Here is a 16,647-nt window from a genome sequence, read left to right as displayed (position 1 = left end):
GGCCCGGCCATGGATGCGACGCGCCGCTCCTTCCTGTACTCGTTCGCCGAGAAGTACACGCTGTTGTTGCTCAGTACAGCGGGCTCGATGGTCATCGCCCGGCTGCTCACGCCGGCAGAGATCGGGGTCTATTCCGTGGGCGCGGTGCTGGTCGGCCTGGCCCAGGTGGTGCGCGATTTCGGCGTGGGGCAGTTCCTGATCCAGGAGCGGGAACTGAGCAAGGACAAACTGCGCGCGGCCCTGACCGTGAGCATCGCCGTGGCCTGGCTGCTGGCCGCGCTGGTGTGGCTGGCCAGCGGGCCGGTGGCCGCGTTCTACCGGGAGCCGCGGCTGCGCATGGTGCTGGCACTGTTGGCATGCAATTTCCTGCTGTTGCCGTTCGGCGCCACGACGGTCGTGTATCTGCGCCGCCAGCTGCGTTTTTCCGCCATCTACGCCATCAACACCGTACACAGCGTGGTGCAACTGGCCTGCACGCTGGGATTCGCGCTGCTCGGATGGAGCGCCTTGAGCCTGGCGGCCGCGGCCGTCGCCGCCACCGCCGCCTCGCTGCTGGCCGGGCTGTGCTTCCGGCCCCGTGAACTACCGTGGCTGCCGGGATGGCGCGGCGTGCGGGCCGTGCTGTCGTTCGGCGCGCTGGCGACGGGCGGCGGCGTGATCGATGAGATCGGTGTGGCCGCGCCCGAGCTTATCATCGGCAAGTTCCTCGGCGTGGCCGACGTCGGCATGTTCGGCAAGGCGATGGGCTTGCTCAACGTGTTCAACCAACTGATCACCAGCGCGATCTCGCCCGTCATCTTCCCCTGGTTTTCCCAGCAAGCGCGGGTCGGGACCGATCTGCGCGCCGCCTACCTCGACACCGTCGGCCATATCACCGTGCTGGCCTGGCCGTTCTTCAGCTTCGTCGCACTGACGGCCGGCAGCCTGCTGCGCTTGCTATACGGGCCGCAATGGGATGCGGCCGGGCCTTTGATCCGCATCATGTGCCTGTCCTCGGCCTGCTATAGCATGTTCAGCATGGCCCGCTATCTGTTTGTCGCGCTGGGGCAGGTTGGCGCGCAGGCCAGGCTGGACGCGCAAGCCGTGCCCGCGCGCATCGTCGCGGTGCTGCTGGCCACGCCGTTCGGGCTGGAAGCGGTCGCATGGGCGGTCGTGTTTGGCGCCTTGTTCCGCAGCTGGCTCACCTGGCGCTGCCTGGTCGCGCTCACTGGTCTGACCCTGGTGCAACTGGCCGCCGCCGTGGGGCGTAGCGCGGCCGTCGCTGTGGCGGCCACGGCCGGCACCGTTGCGTTGCTCTGGTCGTGGCCGGACGATCCGGCCCATCCGCTGCCGCGCCTGTTCGCCGGCGCGATGGCCTGCCTGCTGTGCTGGCTCGCCGCCATCCTGTTGTGCCGCCACCCGCTGGGCATGGAGCTCCGGGGGGCGGGCCGCAAATCCTTGAGCATGTTGACCGGGCAGGGGAGAACGTGATGCGCGTGGGCGTGGTGTCCTATCCAATGTTGTTCCAGCGCGAGGGCGGCTTGCAGATCCAGGTGCGCGAGACCATCGCCGCCCTCAATGGCTATCGCGATGCGCAGGCGGCCGAGCTGGAGGTCCAGCTGCTCGATCCCAACCGCCAGCGCCTCGACGAGTTCGACCTGATCCACGTGTTCGCGGCCATCAACGGCAACCATCGCGTGGTCGAGTCGGCCGACGACATGGGCGTGCCCATCGTGCTGTCGCCGCTGCTGTCGCCGGGCTGGAACCGCGCCAACGGCTGGCGCGCCCGGCTGGCCGACCGCCTCACGGGCCGGCTGACCGCCTGGACGGTGCAGACCAGCTACGCGCAGACCAAGCGCGCGCTGCAGCTGGCGCAGCTGGTGATCGCGCTGGGAAACGCGGAACGGGACGCGATCCGCTCCGCCTTCCGTATCGACCCGGCCAAGATCTGCGTGCTGCCCAACGGCATCAGCAGCCAGTTCTTCCAGGCCGATGGCGCCTTGTTCCGCGCCTGTTCCGGCATCGACCGTCCGTTCGTGCTGATGGTCGGCGCCATATCGCCGTACAAGAATCAGTTGGGGCTGGTGCGCGCGCTGGCGGGGACTGGCCTGCCCATCGTCCTGATCGGCCATGCCCAGCATACCCACCAAGCCTATCTGCAACAGTTGCAGCGCGAGCCGCAAGTGCGCTGGCTGGGCGCGTTCGATCATGGCGATCCCTTGCTGGCCAGCGCCTACGCGGCGGCCTCGGTGCTGGCCTTGCCGAGCCAGGGCGAAGTGTTCCCGCTGGCGGTGCTGGAAGCGCTGGCGACCGGCACCCCGGTGGTGATGACCGAGCAGAGCGCGCTGCGGCTGGCCGGCGGCGAGGCCGCGATCAAACTGTGCCGCTGGGACGACGGCCGGGGCCAGCGGGAGGCGATCACCGGCCTGCTGGCCGCGCCACCCGCGCGGGCCGCCGTGCGCGCGCTGGTGGAAGACTACACCTGGCGCCACGTGGCCAGCCGCATCGCCGCCTGTTATGCGAGCGTGCTGCGCACCCGCAGTGAGGCGACGCATGCTGTTTAACTCGTTCGCCTTCCTGTTCGGCTACCTGCCCGTGGTGCTGGCCGGCTATGCGTGGCTGGGCCGCTATGGGCCACGCGCGGCCATGGCCTGGCTGGCATGGGCCTCGCTGTTCTTCTACGGCTACTGGGATGTCCGTTACTTGCCGTTGTTGCTCGCCTCCATAGGCGGCAATTTCTGGCTGGCGGGGCGCATCGTGGCGGCGGCCGGGCCGGCGCGCAAGCGCTGGCTCTGGGCGGCCCTCGCCGCGAATTTGCTGTTGCTGGGCTATTTCAAGTACATGAATTTCCTGGTGGCGGTGGCCGCCTCCGTCACCGGCGGGCACAGCCGGGGCTGGGCGATCGTGCTGCCGATCGGGATCTCCTTCTTCACGTTCACCCAGGTCGCCTTCCTGGTCGATTGCTACCGTGGCAGCGCGCGCGAGCCGGGCTTGATCGAGTATGGACTGTTCGTCAGCTATTTCCCGCACCTGATCGCGGGGCCGGTGCTGCATCACCGCGAGATGATGCCGCAGTTCACCGACCCGGCCCGGGGCCGGCTGAGCGCGCCCGATGTGGCCGTGGGCTTGTCCGTGTTCGTGGCCGGACTGGCCAAGAAGACGCTGATCGCCGACAACTTGTCCGGCATGGTCGCGCCGGTCTTCGCGGCCGGCGCCCATCCCCAGCTGCTGGAGGCCTGGCTGGCCACGCTGGCCTACACGTTCCAGCTGTATTTCGATTTCTCCGGTTACTCGGACATGGCCATCGGCCTGTCGCGCCTGTTTGGCGTGAAGCTGCCGCTCAATTTCAACTCGCCCTACCAGGCGTCCGACATCAGTGCGTTCTGGCGCCGCTGGCACATGAGCCTGTCGCGCTTCCTGCGCGACTACCTGTATCTGCCATTGGGCGGCAATCGACTGGGGCCGGCCCGGCGCTACGCCAACCTGATGGCGACCATGCTGCTGGGCGGGCTGTGGCATGGCGCCGGCTGGACGTTCGTGTTGTGGGGCGGCTTGCACGGCCTGTATCTGGTGGTCCACCATGCCTGGCGCGGCCTGCACGGTGGCGCGCCGCGCTGGTGGCACCGGCCGCTGACCCTGCTCGCGGTCATGCTCGCCTGGGTGATGTTCCGGGCCCCGGACTGGAACACGGCGGTCGACATCTACCGGGCGCTGGCGGGCGGGGCCGGCGTCAGCTTGCCGCATGCCTTGGCCGCGTTCAGCGCGCAATTCGCCGGCCTGGGCCTGGCGCCGCGCTTCGACGGCTTGCGCTGGATCGATTTCGGCGGACTGGGCCCGCCGACGTTGGCGGTGGCCGCCGTGCTGGCGCTGTGCGCGCCCAACACGCAGGAAATATTCTTTTATTATGAGCCTGTTATTGAAAGAATATTTCAGCCTTCCCGGTGGCGCTGGCTGGACTGGCATCCGCGTCCGGCCTGGGGTGTGGCCATGGTCGCCTTGTTCCTCGGATGCTTGCTCAGCATGAACAAGGTCAGCGAGTTTCTCTACTTCCAGTTCTGATCATGTCCAGCTCTCCCCAACCTGACTGGCGCAACTACCTGACCATCGTGTGCGGCGGCAGCGCCCTGATGATCGGCACGCTGCTGTCCTTGAACTACGTGGTCGATCCCTACCTGATCCACCAGTGGGACACGTCCGAAGTCATGCGCTTGCGGCCCGCGCGCGAGAAGCTCAGCGCCTGGGGCAAGACCTACGCGCTCGCCCGGTTCAATCCATCCGTGCTTTATCTGGGCAATTCGCGCACCGAGTTGGGGATGCCGACCCGGCTGCCCGAGTTCGCGGGCATGGATGTGTTCAACGGCGCCTTGTCCGGCGCCTCGCTGGGCGATACCGTGGCCATGGCGCAGCACGCGTTCGCCGTCAGCCGGCCCGGCACCGTCGTCTGGGGCATCGACGCGCCATCGTTTTCGCTGGAGGTCGGCAATACCGATTTCGACCGCGCCCTCGTCGCCCACGGCCACTTCTATCGCTTGCGCCGAACGCTGCTCGACCTGAAGCGGGGCTTGACGGTGGACATGACGCTCGACTCGCTGAGCCAGCTCATGGGCACTTTCGGCGCCGTCTGCCATTCCAGCCTCGCGTTCCGGGGCCAGCGCGACGAGGTATGCATGCGCCGTTCGCGCATCGGTGGTTGGGCCGGTACGCGGGCCGCCGTGGTGCCGCGCACCCGCGAATTCGTGCGCGGCGCCGGCCCCACGCGGGCCGCGGCCCATGCGCTCGAACAGGCCGTGGACGCCATGTGCGAGGCCGGCGCGCGCGTGCGCCTGTACATCAACCCCACCCATGCCATGATGGCGGACGCGCTGTACTGGGCCGGAAAATGGCAGGCCATGGAGGGTTGGCAGACCGGGCTGGCCGCCATGGCCGAACGTCAGCGCGGCCGGGCCTGCGATGTGCGGGTCTACGACTTCTCAGGCTTTAACAGCGTGACGACCGAGGCCATCCCGCAGGCGACGCGCCGCGAACAGATGATTAATTATTGGGAGCCGTCGCATTACCGCGTCAACGTCGGGCGCATGGTGCTGGGCCGCATGTTCACCGACGCCGGCGCCGCCATTCCCGGCGACTTCGGCACGGAATTGACCCCTGGCGCCATGCCGGCCCATCTGGCCGCCATGCGCGCGGCACGCGAGCGCTACCACGCGCAGCATCCGCTGGAGACGGCCATGGCGCGCGACATCGCCGCCGAGCAACTGGCGCTGGCGCGGGCCGGGCGGTTCGGCCCCTAGCGCGCGCGCCGTTGCAGCACGGCGCATCCCTTTTCGCACAGGCGCGACGAGCGCAACAGGTCGGGATAGTCCTGTTGCCACCGTTGCAGGATGGCTTGCTCGTCCACCCGGTCCGCATCGTCAAGGAACACGGCCGCGCGGTCGGACAGGCGCGGGAACAACAGCGGCCCGGCCGGATAGCGCGCCCGCGCCCGCGTGCCCTGGGGCGGGCCGTCGATCACCAGCATGTCGATGTCGGCGGCCGGCACGTCGCCCAGCCCGTACCAGGGCCAACGCTCACCGTCAAGGTCATGCGGCAGCAAGGGCGCGTACAGCACCTCCGCCCAGCCCTGGAGTCCGTGCAGGAGCAACTGCTGGCGCGTCTGCTCGGCATACTGCAGATCATGCTCCAGGCTGTAGACCTTGCCGGCGCCGTTCAGTTGCATGCAGCGCGCAAGCACCAACGTCGACGTGCCGCTGCTGCATTCAACCACGGTCAACGGGATGGCCGAACGCGCATGGCGCACCAGTTCGAGCAGGAAGTCGGGCGAGGCGGCCCAGCCACGCGTGTCGGGCAGGCTGCGGCGCAGGGCCAGTTCCACGTACAGGCCCTGCAAGGCCTCGAGCTGTCGGAACAGGGTGGCGGGCTGGCGGTGCGCCTGATCATGCACGAGATTGAGCAGCACATGGGCTTCCCGCACTTTGCGCAGGTTGTACAGGCCCAGCAGCAACAGCAGGCAGATCAGGGACACGGTGGCATACGGGAGCATGGGTGGCCTTTCAGGATGTGGCGGCGATATGGCTGACGACGTAGCGGTATTTGCCGGAGGCCTCGGCGGCGATTTCGGCCACTTCGGCGATGTCGATGGCGACCTCGGCGCCGAGCCTGGCCTTGAACTGGGCCACGATCGCGGCGCGCGTCTCGTCGGCCAGCGCCGGCACGCAGACCACCAGCACGCGCGTCAGCAACAGGCTTTCCTGCACGATCTTGAATGCCCGCACCTGGGCAATGTCGCGCAGGATATAGATCAGGGCCAGGCCGTGCATGACCGTGCCGTCGTGGGCGATGACGAAATCGGTGCTGCGGCCTTCCAGGCTCTGCAACAAGGGCAGGCCACGGCCGCAGGGGCAGGGCGCCGTGCCCAGCGCGCCCCGGTCGCCCGTCGCGTAGCGGATGAACGGGAAGTCGCCGCTGGCGAGGTGGGTGACGACGATCGCGCCCGGCGCGCCATCGGGCACCGGCTCGCCATCCGCCCCGACGATCTCGACGATGATGTCCTCCGCGCTCACGTGCATGGCGCCCTCCGGGCATTCGTGGGCGATGAAGCCGGCGTCGCGGCCGCCATAGCCGTTGGCCACCGGGCAGCCGAACGCCGTCGCCAGCAGCGTGCGCTGCTCCTCGTACAGGCGTTCGCCCGTGACGAACACGACGCGCACCCCCAGCGTGTCGAGCGCCACGCGCTGGGCCTGCGCGTGGCGGGCCAGATGGCACAAGGCCGATGGATAGCCGAACACCATGTGCGGGCGCAGGCGCTGCAAGCGCCGCAGGTAACCGTCCAGCCGGGGCGTCGACATGCGGAACGCGGGCAGCAGCGTGGTGCGCAGCAGACGGTCGCGCCAGGCCCGCCAGCGGTCCTGCGCGCCGAGCTCGATGGGCGAGCCCCACAGGACGGCCTCGGGGTCGCCTATGTCCACACCCCACCACCGCGTGGCGCGCCACTTGGCGGCCACGTCGTGGCTGACGCGGGCTCGGCCCAGGTGGAAGATCAACGGCTCGCCGCTGGAGCCGCCGGTATTGCAGCGCTGCAAGGGGCCGGCGATCTCGGAGCGGAACGTCTCGCGCCCGGCGCTGATGTCGGCTTTGCGCAGGATGGGCAGGCAACGCAGGTCGCGCACATCGTGCACGCGCGCGGGATCGAAGCCCAGGCGGGCGAACAGATCGCGGTAATAAGGCACGTGCCGGCCGGCATGGCACAGCAGGGCGCGCAGGCGTTGGACTTGCATGTGCCGCAAGGCGGCGGGCGACAGCCACTGGCTCGCCTCCAACGCGGGGAGCAGCGTCGCGCTGGTATGGTGCTTGAGGCGCTCCTGCAGCAGAAACAGCGGACGGGCGACCAGCCGCGTGTACCAGCCGCCCCGTGGCCGGCGCGACAACCGGCGGTACTGCGCCAGCAGGCGCGGGCCGACGTGCTGCCATGTGTAACGGGCGGCCAGCTCGATGCCGGCCGCGCGCATGCGCTGAGCGGCCACGCTGTCGTGCAGGATGGCGCCCAAATGGCGGGCCATGGCCTCGGCGTCGCCCGGCGCGGTGAGCATCCCGGTCACGCCGTGGTCGAGCAGCCAGCCTATCCCGCCCACGTTGGTGCTGACCACCGGCACGCCGCTGGCCAGCGCTTCAAGGACGGACACGGGCAGGTTGTCGGCCAGGCTGGGGTTGAGGACGGCGTCGGCGCCGTGGTAAAGGCGCGCCATGCCATCCTGGTCCAGTGCCCCGGTGAACGATACGGCATCGGCGACGCCCAGCGCGCCGGCCAGTGCGCGCAGCCGCTCCAGTTCGCCGCCCTCGCCGGCGATCACCATGCGGGCATGGGGCACGTCGTGCCGCAGCAGGTTGAAGGCGCGCAGGGCGGTCGCATGGTCGTACACGGGCTCAAGGTGGCGGCACACGGCGATCACGGGACAGGGGCGCGACACCGGAGGACCGGGAGAGAAGCGCGCCAGGTCCACGACGTTCGGCAGGATCATGGCCGACAAGCCATATTGCCCGAACAGCCGGGCCAGGAAGGCCGACGGCACGACGATCGCGTGGGCCATGCCCATCGTGATGGTCACCACGCGGCCGCGTCGGGCGAGGAAGACCGCCGCCTCGCCGCCGTGGTAGTGCAGCAGCACGGCCTTGCCCCGCAGCCGGCCTATCCAGACGGCCGGCGCCGCGTGCAGATGCCAGGCCCAGCCGGAGTTGGCCATGACGTGGACGATGCCAGCCCGGCCTGCCGCGCGCCACAACGCGCGCAGGTACGGCGGCAGGCGGCAGACTGCCCGCAGTCCGCGCACGGAGGACAGCCAGGCCGGCTGGACCGGCGCGTTGGTGCGCACCAGTTCCACCGTGGCGCCGGATGCCGCCAGCAGTTCGGCCAGATGGGCCATCTGGTTGGCCATGCCGCCGGCCGGCGGGGCGCAAGGGCCGACCAGCGCGACAGACAGCGCGCTCATGTCGATTCCCCCTCGACGAGCGCGCCATAGACGGCCGCGTAGCGGGCCACGCTGCCGGCCCAGGTGCGTTCGCGTTCGATGAAGCGGCGTGCGTTCTGGCGCAATCCGTTCCAGCTGTCGGCATGGCGCGCCAGGTGGATGATGCGCTCGGCGAGGGCTGCGCCGTCGCCGGCCGGGAACAGGACGCCGGTCTTGCCGTCCTCGATCAGCTCGCGGTGACCGCCCACGTCCGAGGCCACCACCAGCCGCCCCTGGGCCATCGCTTCGAGCGGTTTGAGCGGCGTGACCAGCTGGGTCAGGCGCATGGGCAGTCGGGGGTAGACCAGCACGTCGACGATCTGGTAATACTCGTCGATACGCACATGGGCGACCCGGCCCGCGAAACGCACGCGGCGCTCCAGCCCCAGCCGCGCGACCTGGGCCCGCAACTCGGCCTCCTGCGGCCCGCCGCCGACCAGCAGCAGTTGCAGGGAGGGCAGCGCCTGCACGATGCGGGGCAGGGTGTCGATCAGCAGCGCCAGGCCTTCGTAGGCGTAGAAGGAACCGATGAAACCGAGCACGAGGCTGCCGGTCAACCCCAGGCTGTGGGCCAGCATGCCCGACGGCCGGGTCGGCGCGCGCAGATGGGCCGCCTCCACGGCATTGGGGATGACGGTGATCTTGGCGGCCGGGATGCCGCGCGCCACCAGGTCGTCGCGCAGGCCGTCGCAGATGGTGGTGACGGCATCGGCCCTGCGCACGGCGTAACTCTCCAGTGCGCGGCTGAGCCGGTAGCGCAAGCCGCCGGCGCGGCTGGTGCCGTGGTCGGCCGCCGCGTCCTCCCAGAATGCGCGCACTTCATACACGACGGGGATGCCCAGCGCGCGGCCCACGCGCAGCGCGGCCAGCGCGTTCAGCGCGGGGGAATGGGCGTGCAGGATGGTTGGCCTGACCTTGGCGGCCACCTGCCGCAGGCGCCGCGTCAGGCCGCGCACCACGCTCCACTGGCGCAGCAGCGGCAGCGCGTTGTACCAGCGTTGCTGCGGCGCCGTGCGGTAGAAGTGCCAGCCGTCGATCTGCTGTTCGGCGGCGCGCGCCGGATCGGCGGCGGCATGTTTGGCGCTGGTCAGGTGGATCGTCTCCCAGCCGAGCGCCCGCTGCTGTCTGAGGATGGCCAGGGTGCGGAACGTGTAGCCGCTGTGCAGGGGCAGGGAATGGTCGAGGACGTGCAGGATGCGCATGGGGATACCCGGCGGTCTGGCTCAGATGGTCTATGATTCAGACATTTGGCGGCCGACGGTTTGCGCTGGATCAGCTTATCCGGCACCAGGCCTCGCTCCACGCTTGCTGCGCCAGCCGCGCCACGGTGTCGTGTGGGCGGGAACGCAACAGTGCCGGCTGGGGCGGTATCCGCAGCGCGTGCGTCGCGAGCTCGGGGAACACTGTGGTGTGGAACCGGTCGCGGTGCCGGCCGAGGAAGGCGCACAGTTGTTCGTAGCGGCGTATCACGTGGCGCCGGGGCACCGGCAGGCGGCCGCCGCCGCGCTTGCGCACCATCTCAAAACTGTGCAGCACGATGACGAACGCCTGCCAGCCGGCGCGCCAGGCCGATTCCAACGCGTGCGTCAGCTCGCCGCTGGAACAGGCGCACAGCTGGGCGTGCCGGCGATGCCCGGGGAAGTCCTGGAAGGATGAGACGGGGAATTCCCACACGCCCTCGATCAACGTCGGCCCGGTGATCGCCTGACCCCAGCCGCCCAACGGGTAGGCCGGCGAGTAGCTGCTGTCGAAGCGCAGACCTAGCCGCGCCAGCGCGCGCAGGGTGGTGCGGTCGCCGCCGAAGCTGCCGGCGCGGAACGCGTGCAGCGGTCCCGCGCCCGCCGCCCGCAGATTATTGATGGCTTGGCCGATCAGCGTGCTTTGCCGCTCCATGGGCAGTTGGCACAGGTACTGGCACGGCTGCGCATAGGGCCGCTCCACCGCCCATTCCGGATGCAGATGCAATTCCACCTGCTGGCCGGCGCCTTGCACCAGACCGACGATATGGCGCAGCGGCGCCAGGCCCGTTTGCTGCACGCACAAGCCTTCCGTGAAATACGAGGCCCGCAGCCCGTGGTGGCGCAGCACGCCGAGCTGGTAGGGCAGGCCGAAGCCGCCACTGTCGGTGAGGCCGTGGATGTCGGCCGCCAGCTCATCGTCCAACCGGGCGTGCGCGGGCAGCGGATGGTGTGGCCAGCCGGCGGCGTTTGGCCACAGTTCCGTGTCCACGGTCAGCAATACTTGCAGGACATGGTGCGGCGTCATGCGGCGCGCCGCGTGGCGGCCTCCGGCTGGTCCAGCACATTGCGCAGGAAGGCGTCGAACATCAGCAGCGACCACAGCGTCGAAGTGAGCGCGCATTGGCCTGCCACCGGCGCTTCGGTCAGCCGGCGCACGTGCTGCATGTCAAAAGTGCCCGAGTCGGCCAGCGGGCCGTCCTGCGCGCACAGGCGCAGGCGTTGCCGCAGCGGGCCGTCCAGCCACGCCGCCATCGGCACGGCGAAGCCCATCTTGGGACGGTGCAGCACGGCGGCCGGCAGGTGGGCGGCCATGGCCAGCTTGAAGATGTATTTGCCTTCACCGTGGTGCAGCTTGAGTTGCGGCGGCAGGCCGGACAGCCAGCCGACCAGTTCGTGGTCGAGCAAGGGCACCCGCACTTCCAGGCCGTGGGCCATGCTGGCGCGATCCACTTTGGTGAGGATGTCGCCGGGCAGGTAGGTCTTCAGGTCCAGATACTGTACTTGCGACAACGGATCGGGTGCGGGACAGGCGGCCGCGTGCCGGCGCAGCACCTCGATCGCGCGGTAGCCGCCGAAGCTGGTCTTGAAGCTGGCACTGAACAGCCTATTCCGCGCTTCGTCGTCCACCAGCGCGATGCTGTGGAAGTAGCCGCCGATCGCGTCGCGCGCCAGCGACTGCAACGTGGCCCGGGCCCGCAATGGACGCGGCAGCCGTTGGGCGTCTGGATAGGCGCGGCCGAGCGCGCCGCACACATGGCGCCGCAACAGGGCGGGGATGCGGTCGCGCCAGCGCTGTTCCCGCACATGCCAGCGGTAGCGGGCGTAGCCTGCCAGGTTCTCATCGCCGCCGTCGCCCGACAGGGCCACCGTGACGCGCTGCCGCGCCAGTTCGCAGACGCGGTAGGTGGGCAGGGCGGAACTGTCGGCGAACGGTTCGTCGTACAAGGCGGCGAGACGGTCGATCAGGCCGGTGTCGTCGCCATCGACGCGCAAGGCGTGGTGGCGGGTGGCGCAATGGGTGGCGACCATCTGCGCGTAGGCGCTCTCGTCGTACTGCTGCTCGCCGAAACCGATGGCGCAGGTGTTGACCGGTTCGCGCGTGCAGCGCGCCATCATGGCCACCACGGCGCTGGAATCGACGCCGCCCGACAGGAAGGCGCCCAGCGGCACATCGGCCACCAGCCGCATCCGGACGGCCTCGGTAAGGCGGGCCGTCAGTTCGTCAGCCGCCTGCGCCTCGCTGGCGACGGCAACCGCCGTGAACGGCACGTCCCAGTAGGCTTGCGGCGCCGCCAACGGCGCGCCCCGGCGCGCGCACAGCGTGTGCCCGGGCGGCAGCTTGCGGGCCTGGGCCAGGATGGTGCGCGGTTCGGGCACATAGCCATAGGCGAAATAGTCCTCCACCGCCAGCGGATCGAGCGTGCGGCGCAGGGCCGGGTGCGCCAGCAGCGCTTTCAGCTCGGAGGCGAACGCCAGTTGTCCGTTGTCGAGCATGGCGTAGTAGAGCGGCTTGACGCCGAGCCGGTCACGGGCGAGGAACAGGGTCTGCTCGCGCCTGTCCCACAGCGCGAACGCGAACATGCCGCGGAAGCGCTCGACGCAGCGGCGCCCCCATTGTTCCCACGCGTGGACGATCACCTCCGTGTCGCAGTGGGTGCGGAAGCGATGGCCGTATTGCTGCAATTCGCGGGCCAGGGCCTGGAAGTTGTAAATCTCGCCGTTGTAGACCACCACCACGCTGTGGTCCTCGTTATACATGGGCTGGTGGCCGGCCGCCAGGTCGATGACGGACAGCCGGCGGTGGGCCAGACCGAGGCCCGGCTCGCGGTGGCTGCCGTCGCCGTCCGGGCCACGGTGACGCATGGTCGCGTTCATCCGATCGAGCAATCCGGCGTCGATCGCACGCATGTCCTGCAGGTCGAACAGGCCCACTATGGCGCACATGGCATTTCCTTCAGCGTGAACGGGGTTTGGGCGGCGCGGACAGGGCATCGTAGACGGCCAGATAGGCATCGGCCATCGCCAGCAGGCTGTAGTCGGACAGCACCAGCCGCCGGGCGCGGCCGCCATGGCGCTGCGCGAGGCCGGGGATGCGGAGGTAGTCGGCGATGGCGTCGGCCAGCGCTTCCGGCGAGCCGGGCGGCACCAGGGCGCCGCTCCAGCCGGCCTGCACGAGGTCCACGTTGCCGCCCACGGCCGTGGCCACCACCGGCAGGCCCGTGGCCATGGCTTCCAGGATGGCGTTGGAGCTGCCCTCGCTGAGCGACGGCAGGACGAACAGATCCATCGCGCGCAATAGTTGCGGCACATCGTCGCGGGCGCCGGGCAGCCAGGCCAGGCCGGCGTGACCGGCTTCGTACAACAGGTCGAGACACGGTTCGCGGCACGGCCCGTCGCCGATGATCATCAGGCGCAGGCGCGCGCGCGCGCCGGGCTCCGACTCCAGCAGTTGCAGGAAAGCCCGCACCAGCGCCAGATGGTCCTTGATGGGCACCATGCGCCCCACGCTGCCGATGACGAACGCGTCCTCGCACAGGAAGCCGGCCGGGCCGACGGCGGCGGGCGGTCCCAGGCGCGGATGGAAGCGCAGGCTGTCGACGCCGTTGCCGATGTGGGTCACGCGGGCCGGGCGCGCGCCGATGGTGCCGATCAGCCATTGCTCCAGATCCTTGCTGACGGCGATGAAGTGGCCGACCAGTGGCCGCAGCAGCTTGCGCAGCAGTTTGTAACGCGGATTCTGGCCTTGCAGGTCGCCCAGGTCGCGTCCATGTTCGCCATGGATGCGCAGCCGGACGCCGGCCGCCGCAGCCAGCAATTGGCCCTCCAGGCTGGCCAGGTTGCGGGTATGGACCAGGTCCGGGCGCAGCCGCTTCAACACCTGGAACAGCCGCAGGTAGTGACCCCAGTCCTTGCCTTCGCGTTTGTTGACGCAGATCACCTCGACGCCGGCGCGCTCAAGGCGCTCCTGCAGGGGGGCACCACTCTTGAGGCATACGATCACGTGCCGGTAGCGTTCGGGCGGCATGTGGTTGATCAGGTTGATCAGCCCATTCTCCATCCCGCCCACACCGAGCTGGTGGATCAGGTGCACGATCAGCGGCGCCGCAGGGCGGGCCACTGGCTCGGCCAGAGGGGCACCGTCATTGCTCGGCATGGCGCAACCCATCGTCGATGGCGGGCAGCATGGCGCGCAGGAAGCGCTCCAGCACGGACGCGGCCGCGTCGGGCGTGTCGTCGCAGGCGGCGAGCGCGATCACGGCGCCGCTCTCGCGCCGCCGCAGCAAGCGGCTCTTGGCCAGCAGCAGCTTGACGACGATGGGGCTGGCCGTGTCGGCGCCATCCTGGCGATACCAGCGCCAGACCAGCAACCGGCGGGTGCCGTCGCGCAGCTCGGTCTGCTCGACGGCGACACGGCGCCCGCCCACCGCGACGATGCGGGTGGCCGCGACACTGGCGTACCAGGCCGACTGCTCGGGTTGGCGCGGCATCGCGTCGGCGGTGAGCGACTCCGCGCCCCGGGGCTGCCGTTCGTACCAGGCCAGTTGCAGCGTGACGCGTGCCGTGCCGTCATCGAAGGCGGCCGCGTAGGGCAAGGCGGTGGCCGCGCGGGGCAGGCGCCACGCGTGCGCGTCCCAGTCGGCCGGGCGCCACGGTGGCGGCGCGGCGGCGATCGCCAGTGGTCGGACCCGTTCGGCGGCCGGCGCGGGCGCGCGCAAGGCCCACGCCAGCAAGGGCCAGCATGCCGTAATGGCGACGCAGAGCGCGGCGGCGGCCCACGCGGAACGGGGCTTGATGGGCGGCGCAGGACAGGGGGCGGCACCGCCGTCGCGCCCCGGCGCGGTGGCGGGAGCGGCCTCCCGCCACAAGCGTCCGACGCCGAACAACAGCAGGCACACGAGGCCGAAGAACAGCCACCCATAGATCAGGTGGTCGACCCCGACGGCGAGCCGCATATCGCTCACGTAACCGAGCAGCACGATCAGATAGGCGCGCACGCCATTGGCCAGCACCGGCAGCAGCATGGCCACCGCCACGAACAGCAGGCGGCGCGATGTCGTTCGATAGTTGAGTCCTGCATACAATATGCCCAGCGCAACCGACGCGATGACGTAACGCAACCCGCTGCAGGCATCGACGATCGACCAGTTGCCGTTCGGCAGGGTCAGATAATTATTCTCGCGCAGCACGGGAACGCCGCTCAGTTGCAAGGCGCCGACGGTGAAGGCGGCCGTGAAGTGGATCAGCGGCGTGACCAGCACCTCGCCGAACGGGACAGCCAGCAACAAGTAACCGAGCGGAAAGGCAAGCACGCGGGCGCAGGCCGCGCCCGCGACGGCGGCGGCGGTCACGGACAGCATGGCCACCACCATGTATTGCTGCAACGACGGCGCGTTGGCCACGGCGCCCAGCAACCAGCCCGCGCCGAGCAGCGCGAGCCCCACCATCGCCCGCGCCGATGGCATGGGCGCGAGATTGGCAAGCAGGTGGCGCCGTCGCCAGACCAGCCAGGCGCTGACGGGCGCCACCAGGAAGCCATGGGCGTAGGTCTGCGAGCGCCACCACAGTGCGACCATGTCGGCCAGGGTGGCGTAGTGAACCGCCATCACGCCCGCGAGCGCGGCCACGATGCTGGCCACGGCGGCGGGCGGCCACGGCTGGCGCGTGTCGGCGGCGGCGAGCGGGGAGATGGTGAGGGCGCTCATGGCAAGGCCGTTTCCCCGGCCGCGCGCACGCCGAGCAATTCCCCGAGCCGGCCCAGGTTGGCATGCCAGTCGTAGCGTTCGAGCACACACCGGCGCGCGGCCCGGCCCATGGCGGCGGCGCTGGCCGGGTCGAGGGCGCGCTGTATCCGCGCGTCCCACTGCTGGACCCGGTCCGCGCACAGCACCGCCTCCCCGGCTGGCATCTCTATCCCCTGCAGCGCGGCCGTGCTGGCGACCACCGGCAGCCCCATGGCCATCGCTTCCAGCACCTTGTTCTGCACGCCGCGCGCAACCCGCAGCGGCGCGACGGCCACGGCCGCATGTTGCAGATACGGGCGGATGTCCGCCACCGCGCCGCTGACGTGGACCCCGGCGATGCCCGCCAAGGCGCGCACCCTGGCCGCCGGGCGGGCGCCCACGATGTGGAAGTGCAGCGCCGGCCGGGTGGCGCGCAAGGCCGGCAGCACGTGGGCGGCGAACCAGCAAACGGCCTCGACATTGGGCCAGTAGTCCATCGCGCCTGTGAACACGAGCACCGTCTGTTCCGCCGGATATGGATTCGGACGGCCCGGGTCGGGCGCGAAATAGGCGGCGTCCACGCCGTTGGCGAAATGCGTGATCTTGTGCGCGCTGTCGGCTGCCCGCGCCCTGAAGAGCGCCGCCTCGGGGGCGGAGACGAGGGTGGTGTGATCGAACTGGCGCGCGATCTGGCGTTCGTATGCCAGCAGGCAGCGTGCCTCGCGGCGGTAGAGCGCGGCCAGCGGCCAGGGGCGCGAGCTGGCGTAGGCCTGCCATTTCTCCGAGTCCACATCGACCAGGTCCATCACCCGGTGCAAGGGGCCGTTTCCGCCATGGGCAGGGACAAACTGGGCCATCGGGCCGGAGAACGCCAGCGCGGTGCCGATCGGGTAGCCCTCCAGCGTCTGATGCACCCAGCGGCGCAGCGTCGCGCTGCGGTAGAAATGGGCGCTGAGCGGCTCGCCGGTGCCGAGCGCCGTGAGGCTGCGCAGCCGGGCCTGCCAAGGCTGCATCGCGACGAAACAGCTGCTTGCGCACAATGCCCGTAGTTGTTCCACGTGGCGCCAGTCGTCCGGCTGATCGACGAAGGTGCCGAGGTGGACGTGGAAATGGCGGCGCAAATAGTCGAGCACATGCCAGGCCCGGATCTTGTCGCCCTTGTTGGGCGGATAGGGAATCCGGTGGGTGAGGTAGAGCAGGTGGCGCATG

General features: G+C 69.9%; 12 protein-coding genes. 4 read left to right on the top strand and 8 right to left on the bottom strand.

Annotated features, from left to right (window positions below):
• Window positions 1-9: 9 nt before the first annotated feature.
• From AC1RQG_RS18780 to AC1RQG_RS18765, 4 genes are read left to right on the top strand one after another with little or no spacing between them, the layout of a single operon-like run.
• Window positions 10-1,470 (top strand): oligosaccharide flippase family protein, encoded by a 1,461-nt coding sequence (locus AC1RQG_RS18780; RefSeq protein WP_493133507.1) that lies wholly within the window; start codon window positions 10-12, stop codon window positions 1,468-1,470.
• The gene (locus AC1RQG_RS18775) at window positions 1,470-2,543 is read left to right on the top strand and encodes a glycosyltransferase (RefSeq protein ID WP_493133659.1); all 1,074 of its coding nucleotides are present in this window, start codon (window positions 1,470-1,472) and stop codon (window positions 2,541-2,543) included. The genes AC1RQG_RS18780 and AC1RQG_RS18775 overlap by 1 nt, the downstream gene beginning before the upstream one ends.
• Window positions 2,533-4,038 (top strand): MBOAT family O-acyltransferase, encoded by a 1,506-nt coding sequence (locus tag AC1RQG_RS18770; protein WP_493133506.1) that lies wholly within the window; start codon window positions 2,533-2,535, stop codon window positions 4,036-4,038. Before AC1RQG_RS18775 ends, AC1RQG_RS18770 begins: the two co-directional genes overlap by 11 nt.
• Window positions 4,039-4,040: 2 nt before the next feature.
• Window positions 4,041-5,267 carry a hypothetical protein gene (locus tag AC1RQG_RS18765; protein ID WP_493133505.1) on the top strand — a complete coding sequence of 409 codons (1,227 nt, stop codon included), beginning with the start codon at window positions 4,041-4,043 and terminating at the stop codon, window positions 5,265-5,267.
• Here the strand turns inward: AC1RQG_RS18765 and AC1RQG_RS18760 are convergent.
• From AC1RQG_RS18760 to AC1RQG_RS18725, 8 genes are all read right to left on the bottom strand, one after another.
• Entirely contained in the window at window positions 5,264-6,016 is a 753-nt protein-coding gene (locus AC1RQG_RS18760) for a class I SAM-dependent methyltransferase (RefSeq protein WP_493133504.1), read from the bottom strand. The genes AC1RQG_RS18765 and AC1RQG_RS18760 overlap by 4 nt on opposite strands.
• 10 nt (window positions 6,017-6,026) lie before the next feature.
• A complete protein-coding gene (locus AC1RQG_RS18755; protein ID WP_493133503.1) occupies window positions 6,027-8,459 on the bottom strand; it encodes a glycosyltransferase in 2,433 nt (810 codons plus the stop codon).
• Window positions 8,456-9,679 carry a TIGR04063 family PEP-CTERM/XrtA system glycosyltransferase gene (locus AC1RQG_RS18750; protein ID WP_493133502.1) on the bottom strand — a complete coding sequence of 408 codons (1,224 nt, stop codon included), beginning with the start codon at window positions 9,677-9,679 and terminating at the stop codon, window positions 8,456-8,458. Before AC1RQG_RS18750 ends, AC1RQG_RS18755 begins: the two co-directional genes overlap by 4 nt.
• 70 nt (window positions 9,680-9,749) lie before the next feature.
• On the bottom strand, window positions 9,750-10,742 hold the full coding sequence (locus tag AC1RQG_RS18745) for a polysaccharide deacetylase family protein (protein WP_493133501.1): 993 nt from the start codon (window positions 10,740-10,742) through the stop codon (window positions 9,750-9,752).
• On the bottom strand, window positions 10,739-12,661 hold the full coding sequence (locus tag AC1RQG_RS18740) for an XrtA/PEP-CTERM system amidotransferase (RefSeq protein ID WP_493133500.1): 1,923 nt from the start codon (window positions 12,659-12,661) through the stop codon (window positions 10,739-10,741). The genes AC1RQG_RS18745 and AC1RQG_RS18740 overlap by 4 nt, the downstream gene beginning before the upstream one ends.
• Before the next feature lie 10 nt (window positions 12,662-12,671).
• Entirely contained in the window at window positions 12,672-13,871 is a 1,200-nt protein-coding gene (locus tag AC1RQG_RS18735; RefSeq protein WP_493133499.1) for a TIGR03088 family PEP-CTERM/XrtA system glycosyltransferase, read from the bottom strand.
• Entirely contained in the window at window positions 13,858-15,420 is a 1,563-nt protein-coding gene (gene xrtA, locus AC1RQG_RS18730) for an exosortase A (RefSeq protein WP_493133498.1), read from the bottom strand. Before xrtA ends, AC1RQG_RS18735 begins: the two co-directional genes overlap by 14 nt.
• Window positions 15,417-16,646 (bottom strand): TIGR03087 family PEP-CTERM/XrtA system glycosyltransferase, encoded by a 1,230-nt coding sequence (locus AC1RQG_RS18725; RefSeq protein WP_493133497.1) that lies wholly within the window; start codon window positions 16,644-16,646, stop codon window positions 15,417-15,419. Before AC1RQG_RS18725 ends, xrtA begins: the two co-directional genes overlap by 4 nt.
• Between the last annotated feature and the right edge of the window lies 1 nt (window position 16,647).

Source organism: Rugamonas sp. GW822-FHT03B10, from assembly GCF_058801745.1.
Note: the sequence above shows the minus strand (reverse complement) of the source record. Positions and strands in the feature narration are given on the sequence as shown.

What these genes read in the sequence shown, in the direction of transcription:
- AC1RQG_RS18735 (WP_493133499.1), bottom strand. Translation starts at nt 13,871, where the DNA reads ATGCCGAGCAATGACGGTGCCCCTCTGGCCGAGCCAGTGGCCCGCCCT.
- AC1RQG_RS18725 (WP_493133497.1), bottom strand. Translation starts at nt 16,646, where the DNA reads ATGCGCCACCTGCTCTACCTCACCCACCGGATTCCCTATCCGCCCAAC.
- AC1RQG_RS18765 (WP_493133505.1), top strand. Translation starts at nt 4,041, where the DNA reads ATGTCCAGCTCTCCCCAACCTGACTGGCGCAACTACCTGACCATCGTG.
- AC1RQG_RS18750 (WP_493133502.1), bottom strand. Translation starts at nt 9,679, where the DNA reads ATGCGCATCCTGCACGTCCTCGACCATTCCCTGCCCCTGCACAGCGGC.
- AC1RQG_RS18745 (WP_493133501.1), bottom strand. Translation starts at nt 10,742, where the DNA reads ATGACGCCGCACCATGTCCTGCAAGTATTGCTGACCGTGGACACGGAA.
- xrtA (WP_493133498.1), bottom strand. Translation starts at nt 15,420, where the DNA reads ATGAGCGCCCTCACCATCTCCCCGCTCGCCGCCGCCGACACGCGCCAG.
- AC1RQG_RS18770 (WP_493133506.1), top strand. Translation starts at nt 2,533, where the DNA reads ATGCTGTTTAACTCGTTCGCCTTCCTGTTCGGCTACCTGCCCGTGGTG.
- AC1RQG_RS18775 (WP_493133659.1), top strand. Translation starts at nt 1,470, where the DNA reads ATGCGCGTGGGCGTGGTGTCCTATCCAATGTTGTTCCAGCGCGAGGGC.
- AC1RQG_RS18755 (WP_493133503.1), bottom strand. Translation starts at nt 8,459, where the DNA reads ATGAGCGCGCTGTCTGTCGCGCTGGTCGGCCCTTGCGCCCCGCCGGCC.
- AC1RQG_RS18760 (WP_493133504.1), bottom strand. Translation starts at nt 6,016, where the DNA reads ATGCTCCCGTATGCCACCGTGTCCCTGATCTGCCTGCTGTTGCTGCTG.
- AC1RQG_RS18780 (WP_493133507.1), top strand. Translation starts at nt 10, where the DNA reads ATGGATGCGACGCGCCGCTCCTTCCTGTACTCGTTCGCCGAGAAGTAC.
- AC1RQG_RS18740 (WP_493133500.1), bottom strand. Translation starts at nt 12,661, where the DNA reads ATGTGCGCCATAGTGGGCCTGTTCGACCTGCAGGACATGCGTGCGATC.